Origin of the sequence: Kocuria sp. TGY1127_2 (genome assembly GCF_013394385.1) — a bacterium.
Classification (GTDB): Bacteria; Actinomycetota; Actinomycetes; order Actinomycetales; family Micrococcaceae; genus Rothia.
The window spans coordinates 616,122-640,883 of record NZ_AP022834.1 but is presented as its reverse complement, the minus strand read 5'-3'; the positions used below and the strand labels follow the sequence as shown (position 1 = coordinate 640,883).

Annotated in this window: 22 protein-coding genes, 1 tRNA gene, 1 pseudogene and 1 riboswitch; of the genes and pseudogenes, 7 read left to right on the top strand and 17 right to left on the bottom strand. The window is 61.0% G+C overall.

Annotated features, from left to right (window positions below):
- Positions 1 to 11 precede the first annotated feature (11 nt).
- From sake_RS02840 to fmdA, 3 genes are all read left to right on the top strand, one after another.
- Positions 12 to 893 (top strand): aminotransferase class IV, encoded by an 882-nt coding sequence (locus sake_RS02840; RefSeq protein ID WP_178945416.1) that lies wholly within the window; start codon positions 12 to 14, stop codon positions 891 to 893.
- Between the two features lie 91 nt (positions 894 to 984).
- On the top strand, positions 985 to 1,275 hold the full coding sequence (locus sake_RS02835) for an FmdB family zinc ribbon protein (RefSeq protein ID WP_178945415.1): 291 nt from the start codon (positions 985 to 987) through the stop codon (positions 1,273 to 1,275).
- A gap of 41 nt (positions 1,276 to 1,316) precedes the next feature.
- Positions 1,317 to 2,573, top strand: coding sequence for a formamidase (fmdA, locus tag sake_RS02830; protein ID WP_178945414.1), 1,257 nt, complete (start codon positions 1,317 to 1,319; stop codon positions 2,571 to 2,573).
- Positions 2,574 to 2,645: 72 nt separating this feature from the next.
- Here the strand turns inward: fmdA and sake_RS02825 are convergent, their stop codons facing one another.
- From sake_RS02825 to sake_RS02805, 5 genes are all read right to left on the bottom strand, one after another.
- Positions 2,646 to 4,064, bottom strand: a complete 1,419-nt coding sequence (locus tag sake_RS02825) for an FtsX family ABC transporter permease (protein ID WP_129358948.1) — start codon at positions 4,062 to 4,064, stop codon at positions 2,646 to 2,648.
- A gap of 1 nt (position 4,065) precedes the next feature.
- A complete protein-coding gene (locus sake_RS02820; RefSeq protein ID WP_371811919.1) occupies positions 4,066 to 4,857 on the bottom strand; it encodes an ABC transporter ATP-binding protein in 792 nt (263 codons plus the stop codon).
- Between the two features lie 138 nt (positions 4,858 to 4,995).
- Positions 4,996 to 5,787, bottom strand: a complete 792-nt coding sequence (locus tag sake_RS02815) for an energy-coupling factor transporter transmembrane protein EcfT (RefSeq protein WP_178945413.1) — start codon at positions 5,785 to 5,787, stop codon at positions 4,996 to 4,998.
- Complete coding sequence (locus sake_RS02810; RefSeq protein WP_178945412.1) at positions 5,775 to 7,436, bottom strand: ABC transporter ATP-binding protein; 1,662 nt, start codon at positions 7,434 to 7,436, stop codon at positions 5,775 to 5,777. Before sake_RS02810 ends, sake_RS02815 begins: the two co-directional genes overlap by 13 nt.
- Positions 7,433 to 8,104: an ECF transporter S component gene (locus sake_RS02805; RefSeq protein ID WP_178945411.1), complete on the bottom strand. Its 672-nt coding sequence runs from the start codon at positions 8,102 to 8,104 to the stop codon at positions 7,433 to 7,435. Before sake_RS02805 ends, sake_RS02810 begins: the two co-directional genes overlap by 4 nt.
- A 56-nt stretch (positions 8,105 to 8,160) precedes the next feature.
- Positions 8,161 to 8,260: riboswitch (TPP riboswitch) on the bottom strand.
- A 141-nt stretch (positions 8,261 to 8,401) separates the two neighbouring features.
- Between sake_RS02805 and sake_RS02800 the strand changes: the two genes are divergently transcribed.
- Positions 8,402 to 8,674 (top strand): DUF4235 domain-containing protein, encoded by a 273-nt coding sequence (locus sake_RS02800; protein WP_129358940.1) that lies wholly within the window; start codon positions 8,402 to 8,404, stop codon positions 8,672 to 8,674.
- 72 nt (positions 8,675 to 8,746) lie between these two features.
- Here the strand turns inward: sake_RS02800 and mnhG are convergent, their stop codons facing one another.
- From mnhG to sake_RS02770, 6 genes and pseudogenes are all read right to left on the bottom strand, one after another.
- Positions 8,747 to 9,220: a monovalent cation/H(+) antiporter subunit G gene (mnhG, locus tag sake_RS02795; RefSeq protein WP_129358938.1), complete on the bottom strand. Its 474-nt coding sequence runs from the start codon at positions 9,218 to 9,220 to the stop codon at positions 8,747 to 8,749.
- 126 nt (positions 9,221 to 9,346) lie between these two features.
- Positions 9,347 to 9,604, bottom strand: a pseudogene (locus tag sake_RS02790) (monovalent cation/H+ antiporter complex subunit F); the annotation flags it as partial.
- A complete protein-coding gene (locus tag sake_RS02785; protein ID WP_129358934.1) occupies positions 9,601 to 10,185 on the bottom strand; it encodes a Na+/H+ antiporter subunit E in 585 nt (194 codons plus the stop codon). The gene sake_RS02785 and the pseudogene sake_RS02790, both read right to left, overlap by 4 nt.
- A 1-nt stretch (position 10,186) precedes the next feature.
- The gene (locus sake_RS02780; RefSeq protein ID WP_129358932.1) at positions 10,187 to 11,812 is read right to left on the bottom strand and encodes a Na+/H+ antiporter subunit D; all 1,626 of its coding nucleotides are present in this window, start codon (positions 11,810 to 11,812) and stop codon (positions 10,187 to 10,189) included.
- Positions 11,809 to 12,384 (bottom strand): Na(+)/H(+) antiporter subunit C, encoded by a 576-nt coding sequence (locus tag sake_RS02775; RefSeq protein ID WP_129358930.1) that lies wholly within the window; start codon positions 12,382 to 12,384, stop codon positions 11,809 to 11,811. Before sake_RS02775 ends, sake_RS02780 begins: the two co-directional genes overlap by 4 nt.
- Positions 12,381 to 15,542 carry a Na+/H+ antiporter subunit A gene (locus sake_RS02770; protein ID WP_178945409.1) on the bottom strand — a complete coding sequence of 1,054 codons (3,162 nt, stop codon included), beginning with the start codon at positions 15,540 to 15,542 and terminating at the stop codon, positions 12,381 to 12,383. Before sake_RS02770 ends, sake_RS02775 begins: the two co-directional genes overlap by 4 nt.
- Before the next feature lie 206 nt (positions 15,543 to 15,748).
- On the opposite strand from sake_RS02770, the gene sake_RS02765 reads away from it, so the two are divergent.
- The gene (locus sake_RS02765; RefSeq protein WP_129358925.1) at positions 15,749 to 17,086 is read left to right on the top strand and encodes an MFS transporter; all 1,338 of its coding nucleotides are present in this window, start codon (positions 15,749 to 15,751) and stop codon (positions 17,084 to 17,086) included.
- Here the strand turns inward: sake_RS02765 and sake_RS02760 are convergent.
- Genes sake_RS02760 through dcd form a run of 3 tightly spaced genes read right to left on the bottom strand, consistent with a single transcriptional unit; the run spans position 17,007 to position 19,990 of the window.
- Entirely contained in the window at positions 17,007 to 18,089 is a 1,083-nt protein-coding gene (locus sake_RS02760) for a MauE/DoxX family redox-associated membrane protein (RefSeq protein ID WP_129358923.1), read from the bottom strand. The genes sake_RS02765 and sake_RS02760 overlap by 80 nt on opposite strands.
- Positions 18,090 to 18,124: 35 nt before the next feature.
- Positions 18,125 to 19,396, bottom strand: a complete 1,272-nt coding sequence (locus sake_RS02755; protein WP_178945408.1) for a hypothetical protein — start codon at positions 19,394 to 19,396, stop codon at positions 18,125 to 18,127.
- 9 nt (positions 19,397 to 19,405) lie between these two features.
- Positions 19,406 to 19,990 (bottom strand): dCTP deaminase, encoded by a 585-nt coding sequence (gene dcd / locus sake_RS02750; RefSeq protein WP_178945407.1) that lies wholly within the window; start codon positions 19,988 to 19,990, stop codon positions 19,406 to 19,408.
- 95 nt (positions 19,991 to 20,085) lie between these two features.
- Between dcd and sake_RS02745 the strand changes: the two genes are divergently transcribed.
- Positions 20,086 to 20,159, top strand: a tRNA-Gly gene (locus sake_RS02745).
- A gap of 81 nt (positions 20,160 to 20,240) precedes the next feature.
- Here sake_RS02745 and sake_RS02740 read toward each other — a convergent pair.
- Positions 20,241 to 20,894, bottom strand: coding sequence for a class I SAM-dependent methyltransferase (locus tag sake_RS02740; protein ID WP_129358916.1), 654 nt, complete (start codon positions 20,892 to 20,894; stop codon positions 20,241 to 20,243).
- Positions 20,895 to 20,903: 9 nt separating this feature from the next.
- Positions 20,904 to 21,611, bottom strand: a complete 708-nt coding sequence (locus sake_RS02735) for a hypothetical protein (protein WP_178945406.1) — start codon at positions 21,609 to 21,611, stop codon at positions 20,904 to 20,906.
- 59 nt (positions 21,612 to 21,670) lie between these two features.
- On the opposite strand from sake_RS02735, the gene sake_RS02730 reads away from it, so the two are divergent.
- Positions 21,671 to 22,663 carry a hypothetical protein gene (locus sake_RS02730; protein ID WP_129358912.1) on the top strand — a complete coding sequence of 331 codons (993 nt, stop codon included), beginning with the start codon at positions 21,671 to 21,673 and terminating at the stop codon, positions 22,661 to 22,663.
- 21 nt (positions 22,664 to 22,684) lie between these two features.
- Here the strand turns inward: sake_RS02730 and sake_RS02725 are convergent, their stop codons facing one another.
- Positions 22,685 to 24,619: an NHL domain-containing thioredoxin family protein gene (locus tag sake_RS02725; protein WP_178945405.1), complete on the bottom strand. Its 1,935-nt coding sequence runs from the start codon at positions 24,617 to 24,619 to the stop codon at positions 22,685 to 22,687.
- Positions 24,620 to 24,762 lie beyond the last annotated feature (143 nt).

Here is a 24,762-nt window from a genome sequence, read left to right as displayed (position 1 = left end):
TAATGAGGTGTATGACACCCACGGTTGTTCGCATAGATCAGAATTCTCCGACCGGAACGGTCCTCGACGCCTCGACTCCCCTGATTCGAATCGACGACGAAGGCTATACGCGTGGAGACGGAGTGTTCGAAACGATGCTGGCCGTAGACGGTTCGATTCGCAAATTCGATCTCCATCTCACGAGGCTCGGGAACTCAGCCCGCCTCCTTCACCTCCCGAATCCCAGCGAGGACTCGTGGCGATCGGCATCGGCCCTGGCTCTCAAATCCGCAGGAAACGGCACACCATCTTCTCTGGGAGCCGAGCACACGGTGAAACTCCTCATTAGTCGCGGAACGCCGGAAGACGGTCCGTACGGGCTCGTCGTCGTGAGTTCCGTACCGGACTCGACCATCGCTCAACGCGAGGAAGGCGTCAAGGCGCTCCTGCTTCCACGCGGACACGATCCCGCTGAAGACACGGCCTACCCATGGCTTCTGGCCGGCGCCAAAACCCTTTCCTACGCGGTCAACATGGCCGTCCTGCGACACGTCAGGTCCCTCGGCGCACAGGAAGCCATTTTCACGGCTTCGGATCGACGAATTCTCGAAGCTGCGACCAGTTCCGTGATCATGGCTCGTCAGGAAGGCGACCGACTGCGACTCTTCACCCCGGAACCCAACCGGGGGATTCTTCCGGGAACCACTCAGGGCGCAATTTTCCAAGGAGCGCGGGAGGCAGGTTGGGAGGTCGGCTTCGGACCGCTCTACCCGACGGACCTGATGGAGTCCGATGGTGTCTGGCTCACCTCATCCGTCCGCCTGTTGGCACCGGTGACCCATCTCAATAACCAAGAGCTCGTTCTCAACCCCGGCCTCACGGGTGAATTGATGAATTTTCTTCGTTCCCGCTAGGTAATATGCGGTTTTTCCTTTGACCGGTCATCACGGCGGGCGTAGCCTCAAGGCGTTAGTGTTTTGGATCACAGCATCATTTGGGGTGTGCATGCCGCTGTACGAGTTCCGGTGTCCGCGTTGCGGGGTCTTCGAAGCCCAGCATTCTATGTCCGCTGTCCCCGCCGAGCGGCAGTGCCGCACCTGTGTCGAGACCGCAACGCGCATCTTCTCCCCAGTCGGCCTTTCGAAACTCGGCACGGCCCGGGCGACGGCAATGAGTGAGGCCGAACGCTCGGCCCATGAGCCCGACGTCGTAACCCGCCTCCCCGGTCCGCCTGTCCCCAAGGCCCCACCACATACCTCCCACGATCCGCGACACCTCAAGCTTCCTCGTCCCTGAGGTCTCAAGCCCCTGTTCATCGTTCGATCGAGAGGAACACCATGCCCGAGGTTCTATTTCCGCTGGACTCCGCCAAGCCATTCTCCGAACAGGAGAAAATCGGTCACAACCGGTGGCACCCGGACATTCCTCCCCTCGAGACCCTGAAGCCGGGCGAGCCCTTCCGGGTGGATTGCCGCGAGTGGTTCGACGGCGCGATTAAGAACGACGACTCCGCCGACGACATCCGGGATGCACCCATCGACGTCGTCCACGCTCTTTCAGGACCTTTTGCCGTGGAAGGTGCCGAGCCCGGCGACCTACTGATCGTGGACATCCTGGATCTGGGTCCCATTCCCCAGGAAACCGGCCCGCTAGCAGGCCAAGGCTGGGGATACACAGGGATTTTCCCCAAGAACAACGGTGGGAGCTTTCTCGTCGACCAATTTCCGGATGCCTACAAGGCCGTTTGGGACTTCACCGGCGACGTCGCCACATCGAGACATATCCCCGGAGTCAGTTTCACGGGCATCACCCATCCCGGGTTGATGGGAACCGCGCCGTCCACCGATCTTCTGGCCAAGTGGAACAAACGGGAGGGCGATCTGATCGCAACCGACCCCAACCGTTTGCCGCCCCTGGCACTTCCCCCTGAGCCCAAGAGCGCAATCCTTGGGCAGCTCGAAGGCGCGGAATATGATCGTGTGGCATCCGAAGCGGCTCGGACCGCCCCTCCCCGGGAGAACGGCGGCAACCAGGACATCAAGAACTTCACTAAAGGCTCGCGCGTCTTCTATCCCGTGTTCGTCAAGGGCGGCAACTTGTCGGTCGGCGATCTGCACTTCTCACAAGGCGACGGAGAGATCACCTTCTGCGGCGCGATCGAGATGGGAGGGTACATCGATCTGCGTGTCGATGTTCTGAAGGGCGGCATGGAGACCTATGGCGTGAGCGAAAATGCCATCTTCATGCCTGGCCGCACTGCACCCCAGTACTCGGAGTGGCTTGCCTTCTCGGGAACCTCCGTAACACTCGACGGCGAACAACGCTATTTGGACTCCCAGCTGGCTTATCAGCGCGCAATCCTGCATGCGATCGACTATCTGACCAAGTTCGGATACTCCCCAGAACAAGCATTCCTGTTGCTGGGCGCCGCCCCGATCGAAGGCCGGTTCTCAGGCGTCGTCGATGTCCCGAATTCCTGCGCAACCGTTTATCTGCCCACGGAAATCTTCGATTTCGATGTCAGTCCTCAGTCCTCGGGGCCGGTGCAGATCGATCCTGGAATGGGTGCGCCCCGTTCGGCGAATCCAGCTTAGGACTGTTTCGGCCGCAACCCGCACTACGGGCGCCCCCCCAATTCGATCCGAGGGGCGCCCGTCACATCGTCGTTAGGTCAGCGCGAGGGCCCGGACGGGCGATTCCTTGGCTGTCTGGCGCGCGGGGAGTGCGGTGGCGAGGCCGGTAATGGCCAGGCATCCGACGACCACGCAGACGAGCACGGTCCACGGCGGTGTCGGTCCGAAAACTCCGACACCATCGACCGCGGCGAACATGCAGAAGGTTCCGGCCCAACCGTAGAAGAGACCCAAAGGTATGCCCAGGCATGCCGCAGAAAGCGTCAGTTGGGCAGTTTCCCCGAAGATCATGCGCCACATTTGACTCGTGGACAGTCCCACGGTCCGGAGCATCCCCAACTCGCGACGACGTTGCAGGATTGCGGACTTCATATTGTTTGCCACCCCGATCGCGGCGATGACCACCGAGAACGCGACCATTCCGTAGACGAAGAGCAGTGAGTTGTCGACCATCTGGTTGACGACTGCCACGTCCTCGGGGCGGTACTCGCCACTACCGGCCATACGCTGGACCACCGATTTCAAGGTCGAGCCGAGAGTGCCGAACATCACCACGAGCGTGATTCCAATGACCAGCCCCATGGAGGTCCGCGCCGAGCGCAGAGGGTATCGCCGCGAATTGGCGACGGCCATCCGCCCCGAGGTCCCGTGACCGACCACTTTTCCCGAAAGGGCGAAAAAGGGCGGCATAATCCACGCGGATCCCAGGCCGATACCGCCAAAGCTCAGGAACCCTCCGAAGACCGCGGGAAGGACCCCCGCGGGGCCCGTCAGCCCCATCATGAGTCCACCGCCGAGGAACAATGCTCCCAACACGACCAGCGCTATCGAGAGCCCGAGTGTCCAAACTCGCTTGCGCAGAGTCTTCAGGGCCGGTTCGGCGCTTCGGCGCGAGCCTTCGAGAGGAGAGACTGACAGAACCGGACGCGCTCCGTTCCACGCGGCAATCCAACTCGTGAGGGCCACCAGCACGGCGGCAGTAATCATCCACGGGTTGGTTGCTGTGACTTGCAAACCACTACCGGCGCCGTTCGCCTCCGCGGTCAAGGCGATAACCCATGTCGTCACGGCGCCCAGGCCGAGTCCGACGACGGAACCGATCAGTCCGATCAGAAGCCCCTCGCAAGCTACCGCACGCCGCAGCGTCGAGGCTTTCGCACCGATCAAACGAAGAAGCGCCAGCTGCTGTGTTCGGCCCGCGACAACGATGGAAAATGTATTGACCACCACCATCGCCGCGACGAACAGGGCGATCGCGAAGAACGTCATCGAAGTCAACAGGAGCATGACCAACAGCGTTCCTTCGGCCTCGCCTCCGGGATCGAGAATTTTGTGCAGCAGCCCCACGGCCCCGATAAGGCCGGAGCCGAACATCGAACCGATGACCACAACGAGGAGGGTCGATAGGTGCTGTCGAGGATGGTGAGTCAGTTCACGCACGGCATTTTTCACGTCAGTTCACCTCCAAGGAAAGCATCATCTGGGCGATGTCCTCAGCCCGAGCGGAGCTGTTGCTCTGGTGAACAATCTCGCCGTCCGCCAGGTACACCACCCGATGGGCGTGAGCCGCGGCTTTGGGATCGTGTGTGACCATGACGATTGACTGCCCGAGCTCTTGGGCGGCCATTCTCAGCAGCTGGAGGACTTCCAGCGCCGAGCGCGAATCCAGGTTGCCCGTCGGCTCGTCAGCCAGGATCAATGCCGGTCGGGTAGCCAGCGCGCGCGCAATTGCAACTCGTTGTTGCTGGCCTCCCGACAGCTCTGCAGGACGGTGGTTGACGCGCTCGGAGAGTCCCAACCGGTGAAGAAGGTCCTCGATCCACGCACGCTCTTGACGGTCCGGCGAACGCCCGTCCAGGTGAAAGGGCAGCAGGATATTCTCTCGAACGTCCATGGTCGGCATCAGGTTGAAGGCCTGGAATACGAACCCGACACGACGACGCCGAATCTCGGTCAGTGCGGCGTCGTCGAGATGCGTGATTTCCTGCTCTCCGATCCACATCCGTCCGCCGCTCGGGGACTCGAGTCCGGCCATGAGATGCATCAACGTGGATTTTCCCGATCCGGACGGTCCCATCACCGCGACGAATTCGCCTGGAGCGACGTCGAGGTCGACATTGCGGACAGCCGAAACGACGTTGCTGCCTTGTCCATATGATTTGCTGACGTTCTCGGCCCGAGCGATGGGCATGACGGCCCGGGGCGCTCCACCGGGTGCCTGGGCTTCACGAGTCTGGGGTGACATTTTTCGCTCCAAAGATGCTTGATGGCTGGTGCATCTCTTACTTTTCCGCTGATGGCGTCCGCGGACAGTGGAGCGAGCAGTATTTGGAGGTAGAGCTGGGTCTAGTCTGTCCAGGTGGAGCGCACCCTAGACACGGCCCTAGTAGAAGAAGCGATACGTGCCCAAGGCCAGCGAAAGACCGATGGCCGCAGCGGGAATCCCAAGTCCAATGACCAAGGCGACGGCATCCCGCCACGAGTACTCCGGGCGATGCACCCAGGTTCTCGGTCCAGCACCGAAACCGCGTGCCTCCATGGTCACGGCCAGTCGGCTCGCTCGACGCAAAGCCTGAACGATGAGCGCGAAAGCTTGCGCCGTGAACCCAGTAATGCTCCCGATGACGCCGCGGTCTGCGCCCATACCCCGGGCGCGTCGCGCGGCAGCGAGAGTTTCCCACTCCGTGATCATGATTCCTACCAGCCGGAATGCCGCCACGGCCGAGAGCACGAAGCGCGCCGGCAGTCTGAAAGTCTGGGCCAGCGAATCGCCGATCTCTCTGGCATCCGTGGTCAACAGGAGCAGCACCGAGACCATCGCGAGAGCGCCACCACGCAAAGCGATCGCGATCCCTGCATCCACCGAGTCGGTGGTGAGCAACAGCGGGCCGAAGTCGAGCACGGTCCTGCCGGTCTTGGCGGACAGAAGGGCCGTTGCCCACCCGCTGAATAGCGCCGCCGTGAAAACAGGCCATAGCCGAATGAGGATATTCCAGGGATTGATGCGGCAGCCCGCCATGACGAGTACCAGTGCGATCAGGCCGACGCTCGACGTGACCCAGTCCGCGCTCGCCAAGAAAGCTATGGTCAGAACAAAGAGCAGGACGATCTTGACGGCCGCGTTGACTCTCCCCAACCCCGACTCGGCGGCGCTGGCATTGTTCAAGAGGTCCATGCCCGGTCTCCTGTTCGAACCGCGTGCTGCCGCGTCCCGGCAACGTTGAGGCCGTTCAACCTGTACTCGCTGCCTCCGAGAGCTTCGATGAAGGCATGATCGTGAGTCACCGAGACGACCGCCGTACCCGCGTCCAGGACCTCGCGCAGCAGATCGACCAGGCTGGCCCAGGTGACCGCATCCTGCCCGAAAGTCGGCTCGTCCAGGATGAGAACATGAGGACGAGCCGCGAGCGCAGTACCGACTGAGAGTCGCCTTTTCTCCCCGCCGGAGAGAGTAAACGGGTTCGCTTCCGCAACGTGGCTCAGGCCGAGACGTTCGAGCAGCTCAGCCGCCCGATCCTCGGGGTATTCCCCGTCGCTTCCGGAGAAGACGCCGCGCGGTGCCGCATCGCGGGCCAATCGTGCGCCGAGGGCAAGCTCCTCGGCGACCGATGCTTTGACGAATTGGTGTTCCGGTTCCTGAAACACAGTTCCTATCCGCGCAATCAGCTGGCTCGAGCTCCACAGCAGGGGATCCCACGAGGGGCCGCCGGATCGGTCAAGCTCTCGCCTCGCCCCTGCGTATCGGAGTGCATCGGACGCCGCAACATAACCCGCGGCCGGTGCGAGCAGGCCGGCCAGGGTCAGAGCCAAGGTGGATTTGCCGCAACCATTTGGTCCCGTGACCGCCAGATGCTCCCCTCGACGTATACGGACGCAAATATCCGAAGCCGCGACGGTCACTTCCCGGTGTGCCGGGACGGGTCCTTCCGCCGAGCGAGCGGTCGCGCGGCGTCTTTGCCTGAGCCACTTGCGCGCGGGTGCTTGACGAGACACCGCGAGGTCGTGCGCCTCGAGAAGCGCTTCGCCGTTCCCCCGTCCCTGAACCGCCCCCGACCCCTTGCTCGGAAGCCGGGGAACGTAATCCGGGACCCATACTCCTGCTTGGAGCAATTCCTTTCTCGCCTCATCCAGAACCTGCCGTGGAGGTCCGTCGTGGCTGATTCCCCCGTGCGGACTGAGCACGATCACTCGATCGACGAATTCGGACCAGACCGAGACTCGGTGCTCGACTACGACCAGGGTCGAACCGTATTCCTCCGCAGCGTTCAACACGGCGTCGCGAACTTCGATGACGCCATCTGGGTCGAGGTTGGCCGTCGGTTCGTCCAACAAGATCAGCTGGGGTTCCATGGCCAGAACCCCTGCCAATCCAAGCCGTTGTTTTTGGCCGCCGGACAGCGCCGACGTGGGACGCTCCCACGAGAGATCCAAACCGACCGAACGCAGAGCTCGTTCGCACCGCGGAACGATAACCGCGGGGTCGGCTCCCAGATTCTCCGGGCCGAATGCGAGGTCGTCTCCTACGCGTGACAGGACGATCGACGATTCTGGGTCTTGTTGCATCAGACCGACCGCGCCCCTCGATTGTTCGGGCCCGAGGCCATTGATCGTTGCCCGCCCCAGAACGGCGTCGCCGTCATCGTCCACGAGCACACCCGCCAACGCGTGGAGCAATGTCGATTTTCCTGCCCCTGAAGGGCCTAGTAGCAAAACCCTTTCACCGGCCCGAATATCCAGATTTACACCGTGGAAAGCGGGTGCCTCTCGACCAGCGTGGTGCCAACCGAAGTTCTGGGCCAGGACCCGGGCCCCGTGAACCGTCACGGGCGAACCCTGCTGCGCCGAGCATCACGACCTGCGGCAACGGAACCGAGAACGCCCGTCGAGATCAATGCCCTCATCAAGGCCCAACCCAGAAGTCCCGCGATGACGACGCCGGAAATCGTGCCGCACACGATGTAGACGACCTGATACTTTGCTTCCCAGAAGCCGTAATACATCATGACCTCGCTGACGCCCATGAATACGCCGGAGACGCAGCCGGAAAACATGGCCACTGCAAGCCCGAACCTGCGGTACAGGAATAGAGCGAAGACGATCTCGGCACCGATGCCCTGAATCAACCCTGACAGCAAAACGCCGGCGCTGTAATGGGTGCCCAGTAGGGCTTCGATAACGGCCGCGAGAATCTCACAGTAGATCGCGGCACCGGGTTTCCGAATTACTAAGCCGCCGACGACTCCCGCGATGAGCCAGCCTCCACCGATCAGGCCCGACAACGGTGGGAAACCAACCGTCGCGGTCTGCGTTGCCGGCGAAACGGCATTAGACCAGATCCAGAAGATCACGCCGCAGACAACGGCAAGAACCGAGGCGATCACGATGTCGATCACGCGCCACGAAACTTTCCGGCGCTTCGGATGTTTTCCGCTCCCGGTCTCGCTCAACGACTGGACCGTTTGACCGGACTCGTGATGGGATGTGGTGTTCATGGGTCTTCCTCCTGCAATTTTCAGGAGGGGAGGCCGTACCCGTACTGTTCTTGGATACGCCCGAGATCTCGACTCCCTACGTCGGTGCTAACCGCATCAGGTCGAGGGTCTGCTTTCGCACTCTCAGCCTCATCCGAGGCTCCCCTGTCGTTCTTGAACGTCCCCCAGTCTATCTGACTCATTTCACTTCCGGTGAATCGCCCAGCAGATTGGGACAAAGGCAAACTCGTACGATTAGGCTAGAGAGAGCTGAACGTGACCGGCCGCACCGCCGGTGCGAATGAAGAGGAGAGATGGATGAGCAATCCCGTTATCAAGATCGGTTCCACGGTTGCGTCCTTGGCCGGAGTATTCGCGGCCAATAAGGTCATGACGCTGGGCTGGAAGAAGGTTACCGGCAATGAACCGCCGTCGAGCAATCCGGACGCCGAGGAAAGCATCCGCGACATCGTCATTTGGACCGCGATCAGCGGTGTCGTCGCGACCCTCATCAAATTGAGCGTCACGCGGCTGGCCAACAAGATGGAGCACAAGGAAGAAGTCGAGACCGGCGGCCAGGCCGAGGTCTGATAGCCCTCCCCTCGATACGAACAATGGCGGGCGCGTGAATCCTTCACGCGCCCGCCATTGTTCTCACGTCGCTCAGTCCCGCTCTGCCTCCAGGTCACTTTCGGGTTTGGCCTGCGCATCGTTCCCGAGACCGGCGGCGTCGGCGTCGACGTCGCGCGGCTCGTCGGTTGCTTCAGCAGGAGCCTCTTCTTCTTCCTCTTCACGGTTCATCTGCTCCACGAGGTCGGCAAGCTCGTTGACCGTGAGAGCCGATGCCGTGAAGTGACGATTGCGGAACCCGGAACGTCCTACCATGTGCGAGGAGACGGGTACCGCCAGGATTTGGAGGGTCCACGCCAATACGAGCGCTGGAACCAGAGCCCATGAACGCGCCGCGAATCCGATCCCGGCCAAAAGCAAGAACAAACCGAAAACCTGCGGTTTGGCCCCTGGGTGAAGTCTTGAAAGAACGTCCGGAAAACGGACGATGCCGAGCGCGGCCCCGAGAGACATGAGGCAACCGAGGATCAGGCAGATCCCGGTCAGGATGTCGAATACGAGGTCCATCTAACGATCACCTCGCTGTTTCTTGGTTGTGCTGGGGGAAAGTTTGGAAGGCTTGCGAGAACCAGCAGGCTTCGCGGGCGAAGTGCTCTCTGCCGAACCTGCCCGAGATTCGCGTTCATCCTTGCGTTCGCGTTTGTTGTTTGCGAAGCGAGCAACAGTCACGGACCCCAAGAAACCGACCAGGGATATCACGACGAGCATGGTGATGTTCTCGTAACTGTCCCGGTAGACCATGTCCACTGAGAGCCCCGCACCGACGATAGCCAGCAGCACGTCGGAGGCGATCACGCGATCCAACAGTGAAGGCCCCTTGGCCAGGCGAACTATGGTCCCGATCGCAGCGAGCACCAGAATGACGCCGCAGATGACAATGACGACGGTCATTGCGACACCTCCTCAAGGCTTCCGGATTTCAGGGCCTCGTGACTTTCCTTGGTGCCCATCACCCGGATGACCAAGTTCTCGATGGATCTCACGCTCTCTTGGAACGCGCGCACTTCGTCTTCCGTGTTGATATCGATCACGTGGAAGTAGATCGTGGCACTCCGGCGATCGACCTCAACCACCAGGGACCCCGGAATGAGGGAAACGATATGTCCGACGACGGTAATGAGAAGATCACTGTTGATACGCAACCGGACGGATACCACCGCCGATTTCGGCGCGCCGCGTGGTCTCACCGTGAACCACAGGATCTCGAAACTCGCCTTGGCGATCCACCACACGAATTTTGTGCCCAGGACCGCGCCCCAGAAAACGTTGAATCTTCCCGATAGCTGGACCGGAGGGAGGTAAAAGACCCGGACGATCACCAGAGCCATGATCAGCCCGAAAGCCAGGTTTCCTATCGAGAAGTCCTGCCACAGAGCACCCCAGACCAAAACCAACCAGAAGATCAGGGGCAACTCGGTACGCAGTGTGTTCTTGGGACGCACGCGAGGCGCGCGGTGAGCGGATGGACTCATCTCAGTGGCCCCCTTCCGCAGAGGTTCCGTGGTCCTGCCCCAAGACCGCATCGATGTAGACCTGCGGGTCGCTCAGGTTTCCCGCGGCTTGATGAGAAAGGTCGAAGAGCGGCCCGGCCAAAACGGTGATCGCGACGCCGACCGCCACGAGGCCAATGGTCGAGGCCATCATCGGACGGGGCAGCAATGTCACGTCCTTGCCGCGGTAGCGACGGGACTCGACGTCGAGCTCACCAGAGGTCCTCACCCCGTAGTTACCGTCCTGGTCCTTGGCGAGCAGAATGGGATCCGGGAACTCCGCGTCCTCGGGTTTCCGCCAGAACACGCGATTCCAGATTCGGGCCAACGTCAGCAAGGTCAGCAGCGATACGAAGACGCCGACTCCTGCCAAGGCATAGCCCTGCCATGTACCGGCATGTACGCTCGCGTCAATCAGTCCGACCTTGCCGAGGAATCCCGAGAACGGCGGAATACCACCGAGATTCATGGCCGGGATGAAATACAGAATACCTAGAACCGGGGCAATCTTGGCCAACCCGGCCAAACGGTCGGTATTCGCGGAACCACCACGACGTTCGATCAAGCCGACCACCATGAAAAGACTGGTTTGGATCACAATGTGGTGCGCGATGTAGAAGACCACGGCCATCATGCCTTCCGGTGTGGCCAAGGAGATGCCCCAAATCATGTAGCCGATGTGGCTGATCAGGATGAAGGAAAGAGTTCTCTTGATGTCACTCTGCGTCAGGGCACCGAGGATTCCGACGATGAGAGTGGCCGCCGCGACCAAGGCCAGCAAATTGTCCACCCGGCTTCCCGGGAACAGCAGGGTCTCGGTGCGAATGATCGCGTAGACGCCAACTTTGGTCAGCAACCCGGCGAACACCGCGGTCACCGGAGCGGGCGCGGTCGGATACGAGTCCGGAAGCCACAGGGACAGTGGGAAGACCGCTGCCTTGATCCCGAAAGCAACCAGGAGCATGAGGTGAAGTTGAAGCTGCGTCCCGACCGGTAAGTCAGGCGCCTTGGCCGCGATATCGGCCATGTTCACGGTCCCGAGTGCGGCGTAGATCATTCCGATCGATATCAGGAACAACATCGACGAGATCACGGAAACGACCGTGTACGTGATGCCGGCCCTGATTCTGGGGGCCGAACCGGACATTGTCAGCAGCACGTAACTCGCGGTCAGGAGGATTTCGAACCCGACGTACAGATTGAAAAGATCGCCTGCGAGGAAGGCATTCGACACGCCCGCCAGCAAGACCAGGTAGGTCGGGTAGAAAACCGAGATCGGGGCGTCGGAATCTCCGTCCGCCAGGCCCTGACCGGTCGCGTAAATCATCACTGCGAACGAAACCAACGTGGAAACCACGAGCATCAGCGAGGACAGTTGGTCCACGACCATCACGATGCCGAATGGAGCGGCCCAGGCTCCCAGAGTCACGGATTGTGGGCTCGTTCCCCATGTGGAAACCAACAAGACCGATTCGAGGCTCAACGTCGCGAGCATTGCGATGATCGACAAGAGACGCTGCGCATTGGGGTGTCGGTACAGCGTGAAGTTGGCCCCGGCCGCCATGAGCGGAAAGACAACGGCGGCGGGGGCAAAGTCAACAGCGTTCACGCGTGCCACTCCCCTTGGTCACGGTCGCCACGCCCGAGGTGAGGGTGATGCTCCCCGGCAAAGCCGGGCGACTCGTCGTCCGAGGACGAACGGGCACCCTCTCGTTTGGTTCGCTCGGCATGTTTGCGCTGGCGATAGGCTTCCTCTCGTTGTTCCTCGGAGCCCTCGAACTCAGACGGTTCGATGGGAGCGGCGTCGTCGTCTTCCGGATCGTAATCAGGCTGGGCGGCGACGCGACGGTCCTCGGCGTCGTCCTGGATGTCGTCCCGGCGGGAGAGAACCCAGCTGCGGTAGATCATGCCAAGCATCAGCGCGGTGACCGAGAATGAAATCACGATGGCTGTCAGGACCAAAGCCTGAGGCAACGGATCGAAGTATTCGTCTCCGTCGACCGCCGGGTCGAAGAAAGCTGGCAGCCCAGACAACCCACCGGTGTGCAGGATCAGGATATTGGTTGCGTTGGTAATGAGCATCAAACCCAAGAGGACCTTGGTCAACGATTTCTCGAGGATCAGGTAAACGCCCACCGCGTAGAGGACGCCCATGACCAAGAGCAGTGCAGCATCGATCATTGCGCTCCCTCCCCTGAATTAGTCGACGATTCGGACGCCGTTTGAGCCTTGCCTCGTGAGGAAGACTCGTGCACCGGCTCCTCTTCGCTTGTGGCGGTGACCGGTCCCGAAGGAATGACGGAGGTCTGCGGTCCACCCGAGCGCCGGACCTTGATGCGGCGACGCTTCCGGCCAGTGATCCTGGCTTTTTCCCGTTCTTTCTCGCGCTCTTCCTCGAGGACGGAGTCGATTCTGCCTCCGAGGCTCCGGAGCACGTCCAGCACCAGACCGATCACGACGAGGTACACTCCGACGTCGAAGATCGTGGAGGTCACGAAGTGGACCTCCCCGAAGAGCCACAGGTCGAGGTTGACGTTGTACGAGGTGAAAACTGTCCCGCCCCATGCCAGGGGAAGAAGCGCGTAGAGGGCCGCGATGATCATTCCCGAGCCCAGCAGAACACCGGCGTTGAGAGGCGTCGCTTCTTCGAGTTCATAGCGCCCGCCGGCGAGGTACCGAAGGCCCAGTGCGAGTCCGGCAAGCAGGCCGCCCGAGAAGCCCCCACCGGGCAGATTGTGACCGGCAAGCAACAGGTAGACGGACGTGAGCATGATCGTGTGGAACAACAACCGGGTGATGACTTCGAGCATCAACGAACGGTTTTCTGGCGCGAGGGTCCGGCCCGCGACGAGGAAGGGATCTCGTTTCACATTCATGAAGCGCCCGGCGACACGGACCCCGGGGCTCAGCCCGGTTCGCCCCGCGTACCGCTTGGTCACAGCTTTGATGCGTCCCGTGTCGAGGTCAGGATTGTTGCCGCCGCCGTCCTGGCGGCCGGCGATGAATATCAAACTGGCCACGCCCGTGGCCGCAAGGGCGAGGACCGAAATCTCTCCGTAAGTATCCCAAGCACGCATGTCGACGAGCGTCACGTTCACGACGTTCTTGCCGTGCCCGATTTCGTAAGCCAGTTGCGGCATATCCACTGAAATCGGCGCCTCGGTGCGCGAAGAAATCGAGAAAGCCGCCAAGGCCATCATGAACAGGCCGAAACCTGCCGCAATCGCGATGCGGATGGGCTTCCTGGTCGTCTTTCTCTGGCCCATACCGGATGGCAGCATCCGCAAGGCCAGGACAAAGGCGATCAGCGAAATGGTTTCGACCAGGAGCTGGGTCAACGCCAGGTCAGGCGCTCCACGAAGCGCGAAAATCAGGGCAAGGCCGTAGCCGGTGACCGAGACCATGAGGATGGCCAGGAACCGTTTGTTGGCCCGAACCGCGACCAACGATGCACCCACCATGACAGTCGCAATGGCCCACTGCGCGGGTGAGTCCGACCAAACGAAGGAATTCAGCGGCGGAGTCTCGACGATGAAAAGACCGATAGTCGGCACGACGACCGCCGTCACGAGGATGACCGCAAGATAGAAGCTCAAAGAACCCCGCTGCGTGTACCCCGTAATTCGGACGGCCAGGTAGTCGATTGCCCCAATGACAGCGCGGTACACGGTGTCCGCGGTCGGGAGGCTCGGCAAAGCGAGTTGGAATCGTTGGATGGGCACGCGAAGGGCGAAGAGCCCAAAACCCAACGCAATAATGACGAGGGAGAGTCCGAGCGCCGGGGTGATTCCGTGCCACAGCGCCAAGTGCTGTTCCAGATGGCCGCCCGATCTCGCGTAGTCGTAGACCATCGCGTGCAGAGGTTCCGGAAAGAGACCGAAGGCGACCGTCAGAACCGTGATGAGTCCGGGGGCCAGTGCGAAGTTGAAGGGGATCACATGGAAGTCGGTCGCGTGAACCGAGCCTCCCTGGATCAGATCCGGATGGGCGTCTCCGGCCTTTTTGGTTGCGAATGCACCCCAAATGAACCGAGCACTGTACGCCAGCGTCAGCACTGAGCCGAGCGCTATGCAGACCAGGACCACCGCGGATTCCGTGGTATTCAGCGTCCCCAGACCGTGGCTCAGTCCCTCGACGCCCAATTCGAGGATGCCTTCCTTCGTCACGAAGCCGGCCAGTGGGGGCAGACCCGCCATGGACGCTGCGGACAGGATGGCCATGACGAACAGCCCTGGAGCCTTCCTCCAGATACCGGAAAGGCGGGTGATCTCACGGGTACCGGCCTGGTGGTCGATAATTCCCGTGGCCAGGAACAAAACCGATTTGAAGAGCGAGTGCGCGACCATCATAGCCAAACCGGTATATATCGCGCCCGGACTCCCGATGGCGACGACCGTCATGATGAAGCCAAGCTGGCTCACGGTCCCGTACGCGAGGATCAGTTTGAGATCGAATTGCTTCAGCGCTTGGTAACCGCCGAACAGCATGGTGAACAGGCCGACCACAACCACCAGACCGGTCCAGGGAGCGACATCGGCGAACCCGGGCGCAAGTCTGGCAACGAGGTAGATACCGGCCTTGACCATGGCGGCCGCGTGGAGGAAAGCCGAGACCGGCGTTGGGGCGGCCATGGCACCCGGCAGCCAGAAATGCAGGGGGAACAAAGCCGACTTCGACAGCGCTCCGACCAGGATCAAAACGAGGGCTGCGCCAACCGCGACCCCGCCACCCGGGGCGTTGATGGTCTGAGGAGCTCGTGCGACGACGTCGGACAGGAGGTAGGAATCGCTGGCGATGCCCAACATGATGACGCCGATGAACATCGCCAGACCACCGGCCGTTGTGACGATCAAGGCTTGGAGGGCCGCCCGGCGAGCGAAGAACCGCACGTGAGCGAATCCGATCAACAGATACGACAGGATGCTCGTGACTTCCCAGAACACGAACATCACGATCATGTCGTCCGCCGTGACCAGGCCGAACATGACGCCGGCGAATAACACCAGCTGGGCTCCGAAAGCCCCGGAATATTGGTTGGTGTGTTTGAAGTACGACGCGCAGTAGAAAAGGATCGGCGCACCGATACCGAGAATCATCGCGGAAAGAATCCAGGACAATGGATCCAACCGGAAAGTAAGACTGATCCCCAATTGCGGGATCCATGGAAAGCTCTCAGTGACGTCGTGCCCGCCGAAAACACCAGGGGCGGTCGTGCAGAGCCATATGAAGGAGACTGCGGGGACAACCGCAAGGCCATAAAAACTGGTGCGGCCCCATCGTCGGAAACATGCCGGGGAGATGAGGGCCGCTAGGCCATGGACCAGGATCACGAAGCTCACGCAGGATCCTCCTCTTAGGGCCTCGGGGTCTGGTCCCCACTAAGAATACCAGCGCAGTTATGTGTCGTTTGCCGGGCAAGCTGAGAGCTGACTATTACGTTATGCAATGCAAATGTGCGAGCACCTGAGCATTCCTCTCCACGATCCGAGACTTTAGGAGTTCGTGGAGGCGCGCGAACCTCCGACTCGCTTGTACCCTGAGCACTATGAGCTATGACACCTCCGCGGAGGTCCCTGCCCAGACCAGGAAACGAAAGCCCGTGCTCCCCTGGGCACTCTGGGACGCGGGGGCCTCGAGCTTTCACGCCGTCATGACGACCTTCGTCTTCAACGTCTATCTGACGAGCGAGCTCTTCGGCACGAAAACGCACACGACGCAGGTTCTCTCCGCAGGCCTTGCGATCGCGGGTCTGGTCATCGCGCTGACAGCCCCTGTCACAGGACAGAGAGCCGATCGCAACGGATCACGTCGGCGGTCCCTCGCCGTGACCACGGCAGGTGTCGCTTTATGCGTCGCTGCGTGCTTCTTCGTTCGCCCCGATCCGTCCTATCTCTGGTTGGGAGTAGGGCTGATCGCGCTGGCCAATGTCTTCAGCGAAATCGCCACCGTGCACTACAACGCCCTTCTTCCCTCGGTATCGACGCCGGAAACCGTCGGTCGAGTCTCCGGAACAGGATGGTCCTTCGGATACTTCGGCGGAATCATCGCCTTGGTGATCGTTCTCTTCGGATTCGTATCACCGGGCTTTCCGGGTCTTCCTCATGAAGATTCATTGAATTTGCGAGCCGTGGCCCTTTTCTCCGCGATCTGGCTCGCCGCTCTGTCCCTGCCGATCCTGATTCGTTTCCCTGGAGTCACGGCCCCCGAAAGCGGATTCGGCTCGGCCACGGGCGAGAATTTCACCGGAGTCCGAGATTCTTGGGTCGTTTCATACCGCCGCCTCGGGCGCACTCTGCGCCGTATGTACCGAGAAGAACCCGTAACCCTCAAATTCCTCATCGCCTCGGCCGTCTTCCGGGATGGCCTGGCCGGGGTGTTCACTTACGGGGGTGTACTTGCCGCGGGGACCTTTGGCTTCTCGACGAGTCAAGTGATCGTCTTCGCCATCGCTGGCAACATCGTTGCTGGTCTCGGCGCAGTACTGGGTGGCCGTCTCGACGATTCCCTCGGACCGAAACGCGTGATCCTGGCGTCGCTCATTGGTTTGCTCATCGCGGCGGCTCCCCTTCTGTTCTTCCAGGCCCCCGGCTTGTTCTGGGTCTGCGGTCTGGCGCTCTGTGCTTTCGTCGGGCCAGCGCAGTCTGCCTCCCGTACTTACCTCTCCCGTCTCACGAAACCCGGCGACGAAGGGGAATACTTCGGCTTGTACTCCACGACAGGCCGGGCCATGAGTTTCCTCGCCCCCGCGCTTTTCGCACTGTTCGTCGGCCTCCTCGGGGCCCAGGTTTGGGGGATCCTAGGGATCATGCTGGTTCTTGCCGGGGGCTTGGTTCTTGCCGCGCGGCTTCCAGCTCATCCTGGATGTCCTGGACAAAAATGGTGATGTCCGGTGCACCATTGACCGGGCCACCGGCGAGCAGGCCGTCGGCCCCCAGGAGGACGGCGCTCGGGGTTCCCGTCAAGCCCAACAAGCCCCCCATGAAGTCGCCGACGTCGTATAGGGCCGAGTCCCAGAGCGAGGCGTCGGCGACCGTCTCCAGGATCTCCTTGCGCGACCCGGTGACCAGGTGGACCCCAACCGATGGGCCCAGGGCCTTGGCCCATTCCGGTGCGGAGGCGATGATCTCCGCACATGAACCGCAACCGGGCGAGATGTAAAGGAGCAGGCGCGCTTGAGCCGAGGCCAAACGCGTGAGTGCGACGAGTTCCCCCTCGGAGTTCTTGACGACGACCCCGGGAATCGGATGCCGCACGTATTCCTCGGCGTCGTCGTCCTCAGCGGAAACCGGTTGGGTGGGCGACACTGCGGCGTCCGGGCCCTCAACCGGATGGTGCTGCCGGGCGGAGGCTCGTTTGGCTTCCGCGGCGCGGCGGGATGCCGGGGAGATCGCGAGAAAGAGGATCCCCGCACCACAAGCAAGTCCCACGATCCACAGGAGATCGTTGCCCGAGGCTTGGGCAAACAGCCCGGGCGATGATGTGAAGAATGACGCGACGAGCCAGAAAGCAGAAAGAAGAACAAGCCCTGTATTGCGCCACAGCGTCCAGTGGGTCACAGGATCCGAATTGGCCTTTCCGAAACAATTGCACGCGACGGGCTGATCGAAGCCCAGGGCCTGATATATCAAGGCCCAATACGCTGCGAACAGAGCGAAGGCAATCAAGGCCACGACCGGGGCCAACCAGCCAGGCGTCACGAGAAGAAGAACACCGAGAGCGATCTCGCCCCAGGGGAATGCGGATCGTAGCCACGGTCGGTCCAGGGCCGATGGCACCTTGAGGTCTTTGAACGCCGCGGCAACGCCATTAGGGTCACGGAGCTTGGCGAGCCCTGAAACCCACAGGACGACGGCAAGAATCAGGGCCGGAAAGACAAGTGCGGTCATGCTGATTTCTCCGATTCGATGTGCGGAGCCGTACGCTATCGCGCGTCGACTCGAATAACGGTCTTATCGTTGACGATGTCCGAAAGTATCCGGTTGAAGACACCTTCCGGAGGAGGGCCGTACGTCTCGCTCAGTTTGTTCTCGAGTTCTTGTCGCGTTCTTCCACGCTCCGCCTCGATCCAGAGATCTGCACCGAGCCTCGTGTAAATGACCGTTCGGTTCACGTGCATCAGCAGGACTCCGTCCTCAGTGCCGATTCCGCAAACATGACTGTTCCGGGCAAAAGTACCCGAATTTTCGACCGGCCCGCTGGACTCTGGTCTGGTCTCGGGAAGTTGCGGATCCGGCACGTCCCAATACGGTTCCGCCGGAGGAAAGTATCTCCACTCCTCGGCGGAAGGAGGCTGACCGGCGAGCTCGGACAGCAGTGCGGGGAGGTCGGCCGCCTCCCGATAATCCACGGCCCTGATCCCACCCACTCGGTCGGCCAGAAGCGCAAGGCCTCGGAGACCATCGGGCGTACGGGCCAGTCCGGAGGACTGTTCCGCCAGAGCCTGCAGCCCGTTCAGCAACGGCATATTGCTGACGCCTTGGCCGGATTCCGTTCGTTCGCCGCTACTGCCCAACTCGAGGTTGCTGCTTGCCGCGGACAGCTCGCTTTCGCGCCGCAGAATGACGATGTGCGCGAGCCTGGGCTCGGGTTCCCTCGCTTTCGCCACGGTGCGCAGGCCCAGCTCCGAAGCGGCGATCTGCGCTTTGGGCTCGCCTGGCTGCCGAATGATTGAAAGCGGCTTGGAATACGGAAAGACTCGTAGGGTATTCGGGTCGATCGCGCAGGTCTCATCGCTCAGATAAACCCAGCCGTTCCGGGCAAGAGCCCGAGCTGCCGTAGTCTTGCCCCGTCCAGAGGGCCCTACGAGTGCGACGACTTCGCCGGTTTCCGGATTCATCAACGACGCGGAATGAAAAAGATGTAACTCCACGACGTGATGCCGAATCAGAGCGAGAGTCACCGATGAGGTGAATTCCTGGGCCGCGGTGGCAATATCAGCGTCACTGACCACGACCGCCGAAATAGGCTGCCCAGCCGTTTCAGCCAGCTGATGGAAAGGACGGTCCTCCGTGACCAGAGCGATGGTCACATGACCCGGAATGGGGTCGGACGTGGGCGAAGAGGCGCGTTGCGGCTTGCAATCCGCCCAGGATGCGACCAAGGATTCGATGAATCGACTGGACACATCGGATTGAGCGAAAACGTCGACGACCGCCCCCATAGCCCTCATGGTAAACACAAGGGTCTCGGTCATTGTCTGTTTCTAACTCCCGAATACGTCGGTGGTGTGGAAATTCTGATAGCTCCGTGAGGCTGTCGGCCCCCGTTGGCCTTGGTAGCGATTCCCATAGGCCCCGGAACCGTACGGGTGGTCCGTCGGCGAGCTCAATCGGAAGAAGCACAGCTGACCAACCTTGGACCCAGGCCACAACAGGATCGGCAATGTGGCCATGTTGGACAGCTCGAGGGTCACATGCCCCGAAAAGCCGGGGTCGATGAATCCAGCGGTCGAGTGGGTCAGCAACCCGAGACGCCCCAACGAGGATTTTCCTTCCAAGCGGGCTGCGATGTCGTCGGGCAAAGTGACCTGCTCGTAGGTAGAGCCGAGAACGAATTCTCCGGGGTGCAGGATGAACGGTTCCCCGGGTTTGGTCTCGATCAAACGAGTCAGCTCGGGTTGGTCCTCCCGAGGGTCGATGTATGGATACTTGTGGTTGTCGAAGAGCCTGAAGTACCTGTCCAAGCGAACGTCGATGCTTGCCGGCTGCATCATCGAAGGATCGTAAGGATCCAGCTGTATGCGTCCGCGCTCAATGTCCTGGCGAATGTCGTGGTCTGAGATCAGCACGCTTTAAGAATAAGACATCCTCGGCAATCTCCTTATACCGGTTCGCACCGATTCAGACGATGCGCTAGGATGGCTGCTGGTCCTTGATGGACTTTGCGGCTGTAGCTCAATGGTAGAGCGCACGCTTCCCAAGCCTGATACGCGGGTTCGATTCCCGTCAGCCGCTCCATAACACATGGCAATGGGCCGCGGATTTTCTTCCGCGGCCCATTCTTCGTATTGCCCGAGACCGGTCGGCGAATGTGTGGGCCTAGCTCAGCAGGCTTGTTCGTTGGCCCTGGTCGTTGGCCGGATTCACGGGTTTGCGGAGAATCGACACCAGGAAATTCGATTCCTGGTCGAAGGGCTCCAAATCCCAGGTTCCCAGAGTCAAACTGGGCTCGAGTCCGGCCGCTTCCGCATCGGAAAAATAGTCTTCGAATGCGTATCCGCGGCCGCCTCCGAAGCCGATCGCGGCCCGTCCCCCGGGAGTCAGCACGGTCCGAAATCCTTCAAGGACTGCACGACGTGTTGACGGCGCCAGGAAAGTCATGACGTTTCCGGCACAGACAATCACGTCGAACGTGCCCAAAGACTCTGCTGGAAGGACCGAGCCCAGTTCCGCGAGGTCACCCGTCAGCCAAGTCGCCGAAGGATGATCACGATTCGCTTGTTCCACGAGTTCGGGATCCACATCGACCCCGACCACCTGATGCCCGCGCCGGGCCAATTCCCCACCCACTCGCCCCGGACCACACCCTGCGTCGAGGATCGCGGAGCTGCGATGCGTCATCGCGTCGATGGTTCGCGCCTCGCCGTCCAAGTCCGCACCGTTGGCCCGCATGGTCTCAAATCGCTCTATGTACCACCGGGAATGCCCCGGATTCTTTTGTTTCTGGATCTCCCACAATGACGGTTCACGCATATGAAGAGTCTAATCCGCCCCGTGAGTCAGGCCCTCATGAGCGCCCAGGAGCTCGGGCCATATGCCCAGAACGAGGATCAGCGCAAGAAAGATGAGCCCCAGTATGGCGATCAGCGTCGACCGGAACGCAGGATGCAATTCGGTCCAACTCACGAGCCCCTTGTGTTCGGCGGCGAGTTCGGTGACGTTGATCGAGCTGTACATGGTTGTCTGCGGCGTGATCTTGCCCGAGAGTTTGCGGAGGGTTTTGGTATCCCATACACGCCCATCGAAACGCATCAGTGACTTTCCCCGGGAGCCGATGAACCACAGACCTGGAATTCCCCGGTACCTCAGTCGCGACCAGGTTCCTTCACTCGCCCTCAAGGCTGCTTTGGGCTTGAGTTTCTCCACGAACACGGTATGTTCCACACTGTTCCGCGGGACGGCTTTCCAACCGATCAACCGGCCTCTGAGAATATGCGTGTCCGTCACCACGGCCACAGCTGGCTTCAAAATCGAGTAGACGGCTGTGGCTGCCAAGAGCTCCATGACGAGCACCACGATCACAAATGCCGCCGCCGGACGTTTGAAATACAGAATGGCGAGCAGTGCAATCGCGAGAAGGATCGTCGGGAGAACAGACAGGATTCGGCGACCGTAGGAGTTGATGCGCGGGTAGAACCCCTCTTGGAGCGTGCCGTACTTGGCGGGAACATCCCTTAGGTTTTCTGCCATGCTTACAAGCCTATTCGATGCGCATCCGTCGAATTTTCACGGCCGATATGCTGGTACTCATGTTTCCCCGATCCCCCGTAGCACGCGCACTTGCCACCTTTTGCGTCGGATTGCTCGTCGCGGTAGCTCTCGCAGTGGCCACGATGGCGTTGATCGCCCAGTATGCATTCGGCCCCACCGCACCGGTTCGGGACTATATCCAGGCCATCCAGAACGGGGACGGACGCAAGGCCATGGCTCTGCTGGACGCAGAAGTTCCCGATTCGAATGCTGCCATGCTGGACGGGCGACCGCTCTCGGAAGCAACCAAGACCCTTGACCATGTCGACTACACCGTGCGACAGACCTCCGGCGACTCCGCCGTGATCACCGTGACCTATCAACTCAACGGAACGACGTCGAACACCGATTTCCCTGTCCACCGGACCGGCGTCCACGCCGGATTCCTCGAGGATTGGGCCATCGACTCGACGACCCTTCCCACGGTTGAGGTCTCCGCTCCCAGCGTCGAGACGGCAACGGTCAACCGCCAAAAGGTCGGTGTGCCGGGAAGTGACGAGAAATTCTCGGTCTTCTACCCCGGTGTCTACACAGCCGAATACTCGTCCTCGCTCTTGGAAGCGCCGGAAACCACCACGACAGTGACCAATTCGGATTCGGCCAAGGACGTATCGCAAAAACCGGTTCTGTCTCTGAAGCCGGCACCGAGTCACCATGCCCAGGACTCGATCAAGTCCCAAGTATCCGAGAAACTCGACGCGTGCGCCCAGCAGGATGCTCTGTATCCGAAAGGCTGTCCTTTCGAGTACGACTTCCAGGGGCGTGTCCAAGGAGACGTGCACTGGAGCATCCTCGAGTATCCGGACTCTTCGGCAACGATCGACAAGAATGGCCAATGGAAACTTTCAAACCCTAAGGGAAAAGCCCAAATAGAATTTCAGTCGCTCGACCTCTTCACGGGAAAAGTCAGCACCGTCAAGAAGACCGTTCCATTCCAGCTGAACGCCGGATTGCAGGTCAACGGTGATCAGGTCACCGTCAACACCAAGTAAAAACCGCCTGGGCGGCTGCTGTCAGTTGACCCCCCGCAGGTCTAGCGTCATGGTGCGCTCATCCTTCTCGTCGCCCGTGACCCGAACCGGGATGCCCCAATCCTGTTGGTAGAGGTGACATGCGGCATGATCCGGGATCTCACCGCCAGGCTCACCATCGCAAGCTGCGGCCCGAGCCGTAACGTGGAGGACGGCGTCAGTGATCTCCGGATTCAACGTCAACGTCCGAGCCAGTCCTTGCTGGGCACCTGAGCCTTCTGTGATGAATTCAGGCGGGGTGGCCGAGATCTTCAACTGCGTGGGATCGCCCCAGCGGTCATCCAGTTTCTGTCCACTGGGAGCCGAGAACCGGGAGACGATCTCCAGAGTTCCTCCCGCCAGAAGAGACGGCGGCCGTTGCGTCTGGGAAGCTCCCTCGTCAACCCGCTGAGCTTCCTTGGGGATGGGCAAGCGAACCACCTGGTGAGCATTCGCCTCGACCACGAGGAGAAGGGGCTCTTCACCTTCCCCTCTGTCTTCGAGCAGAACGTCCGAGGGCTCGGCCAGATCACGGGCCAAGGTAGTCAGTTCGGCCGTCGCAGGATCCCACCGCCGCACGGCGCCATTGTACGTATCCGCGATTGCTACTGACTGGTCCGGCAGAACTGCGACACCCAGGCAATGCTGCAATCGAGCTTCTTCGGAGGAACCATCGCGGAACCCGAAGTCAAATAACCCTTGGCCGACCGCCGAGGTGACCACCGGACCGTTTTCCTGGAATGAAATTTTTCTCAGTGCCGAGGTCTCCGAATCGGCAACCCAAATGGTTCCGTCCGCCGCTTGAGCCAGGCCGGAGGACTGGGCGAACCATGCCTCCGCAGCGGTGCCGTCGAGCAGGCCTTCCGCTCCTGTCCCCGCCAAAACCTGGACCGTGCCGGAGACAGGGTCAAAGGAAAAGATTTGGTGCGTACCGGCCATTGCAACGATGAATGACTCGATGGCATCGGACCATACGAGGTCCCACGGCGAAGATAATGAGACGGATTGGGGGTCGGCCTCGGGATCGATGAAGTTGGGGTCCCCCGTGCGCGCACCCTCCGCGTCGAGCAACCGCTGCACCCCGTTGCCGGCCACCGTGGTAACTTCCCCAGTGTCCAACCGAACACCACGAAGGCGGTGGTTGACGGAGTCCGCGACGACGACGTCGTACCCGACCTGGGCTCGCAACTCTTCCGGCACGATCGCCAGGCCCTGCGGCTCGTTGAAGCGGGAGTCGTCGGCCGAACCGTCCTGATACCCCTTGGCATTGCCTCCCCACGTCCGGAGCACCTTTTCCAGCGACGCATCCAGCTCGACGACGCGGTGTCGACCGGTATCCGTAACAAGGTACGTCTGTCCTTGAGCTTCCTGTGCGCGCAATTCGGCAGGAAGGGCATTGATCTTGCCCGGGAAGGAAAGGATCCCTTCCGATTTGGGGCGAGGCACGTAGGGGCCGCTACCCCGGTGCAGAGTCCCTTTGGCCTCGTGTTCCTGGGCCAGCTCGTGAACAAGGGAAACGAGCCCTTGGACGTGTCCCTCACCCGAGAGGTGGGCGACGATGTAGCCTTCCGGGTCCACGACGACGAGGGTCGGCCATGCACGGGCCGTGTAGGCCTGCCACGTGCTCAGCTCAGGGTCGTCCAGTACCGGATGCTGAATGTCGTACCGGTCCACGGCTGCGGCCAGGGCCTCGGGGTCCGCTTCGTGCTCGAACTTCGGTGAATGGACGCCTACCGTCACGAGGATGTCCGAGAACTCCTCTTCCAGGGGCCGCAGCTCGTCCAGGACGTGCAGGCAATTGATGCAGCAAAAGGACCAAAAATCCAGAACGACAATCTTGCCGCGCAGATCCGACCAATTCAGGTCTTTACCTCCGGTATTCAGCCAATTTCGGCCGGTCAATTCGGAGGCACGTACTCGGGGCGCGCGTTCAACCATCGGATCCTCTTTCCTGAAATCTTCCACGGTTCGTTCTGGACTGTTCGTGGGTGCTTGCAGAAGGGTAACAAGCCGTAAGGCGCGGATGTTCCCTGTTTCGTAGCAACGTCATGCGACGGTGGATGGGCGTCATATTCCGGTGA

Excerpts from the sequence above, each read along its gene's own strand:
- sake_RS02800 (WP_129358940.1), top strand. The coding sequence starts at position 8,402 with ATGAGCAATCCCGTTATCAAGATCGGTTCCACGGTTGCGTCCTTGGCC.
- sake_RS02725 (WP_178945405.1), bottom strand. The coding sequence starts at position 24,619 with ATGGTTGAACGCGCGCCCCGAGTACGTGCCTCCGAATTGACCGGCCGA.
- sake_RS02815 (WP_178945413.1), bottom strand. The coding sequence starts at position 5,787 with ATGGACCTCTTGAACAATGCCAGCGCCGCCGAGTCGGGGTTGGGGAGA.
- sake_RS02805 (WP_178945411.1), bottom strand. The coding sequence starts at position 8,104 with ATGAACACCACATCCCATCACGAGTCCGGTCAAACGGTCCAGTCGTTG.
- sake_RS02835 (WP_178945415.1), top strand. The coding sequence starts at position 985 with ATGCCGCTGTACGAGTTCCGGTGTCCGCGTTGCGGGGTCTTCGAAGCC.
- sake_RS02840 (WP_178945416.1), top strand. The coding sequence starts at position 12 with ATGACACCCACGGTTGTTCGCATAGATCAGAATTCTCCGACCGGAACG.
- sake_RS02740 (WP_129358916.1), bottom strand. The coding sequence starts at position 20,894 with ATGCGTGAACCGTCATTGTGGGAGATCCAGAAACAAAAGAATCCGGGG.
- sake_RS02820 (WP_371811919.1), bottom strand. The coding sequence starts at position 4,857 with ATGTCACCCCAGACTCGTGAAGCCCAGGCACCCGGTGGAGCGCCCCGG.
- sake_RS02755 (WP_178945408.1), bottom strand. The coding sequence starts at position 19,396 with ATGACCGAGACCCTTGTGTTTACCATGAGGGCTATGGGGGCGGTCGTC.
- sake_RS02735 (WP_178945406.1), bottom strand. The coding sequence starts at position 21,611 with ATGGCAGAAAACCTAAGGGATGTTCCCGCCAAGTACGGCACGCTCCAA.
- sake_RS02730 (WP_129358912.1), top strand. The coding sequence starts at position 21,671 with ATGTTTCCCCGATCCCCCGTAGCACGCGCACTTGCCACCTTTTGCGTC.
- sake_RS02785 (WP_129358934.1), bottom strand. The coding sequence starts at position 10,185 with ATGAGTCCATCCGCTCACCGCGCGCCTCGCGTGCGTCCCAAGAACACA.
- sake_RS02775 (WP_129358930.1), bottom strand. The coding sequence starts at position 12,384 with ATGATCGATGCTGCACTGCTCTTGGTCATGGGCGTCCTCTACGCGGTG.
- sake_RS02765 (WP_129358925.1), top strand. The coding sequence starts at position 15,749 with ATGAGCTATGACACCTCCGCGGAGGTCCCTGCCCAGACCAGGAAACGA.
- sake_RS02760 (WP_129358923.1), bottom strand. The coding sequence starts at position 18,089 with ATGACCGCACTTGTCTTTCCGGCCCTGATTCTTGCCGTCGTCCTGTGG.
- fmdA (WP_178945414.1), top strand. The coding sequence starts at position 1,317 with ATGCCCGAGGTTCTATTTCCGCTGGACTCCGCCAAGCCATTCTCCGAA.
- mnhG (WP_129358938.1), bottom strand. The coding sequence starts at position 9,220 with ATGGACCTCGTATTCGACATCCTGACCGGGATCTGCCTGATCCTCGGT.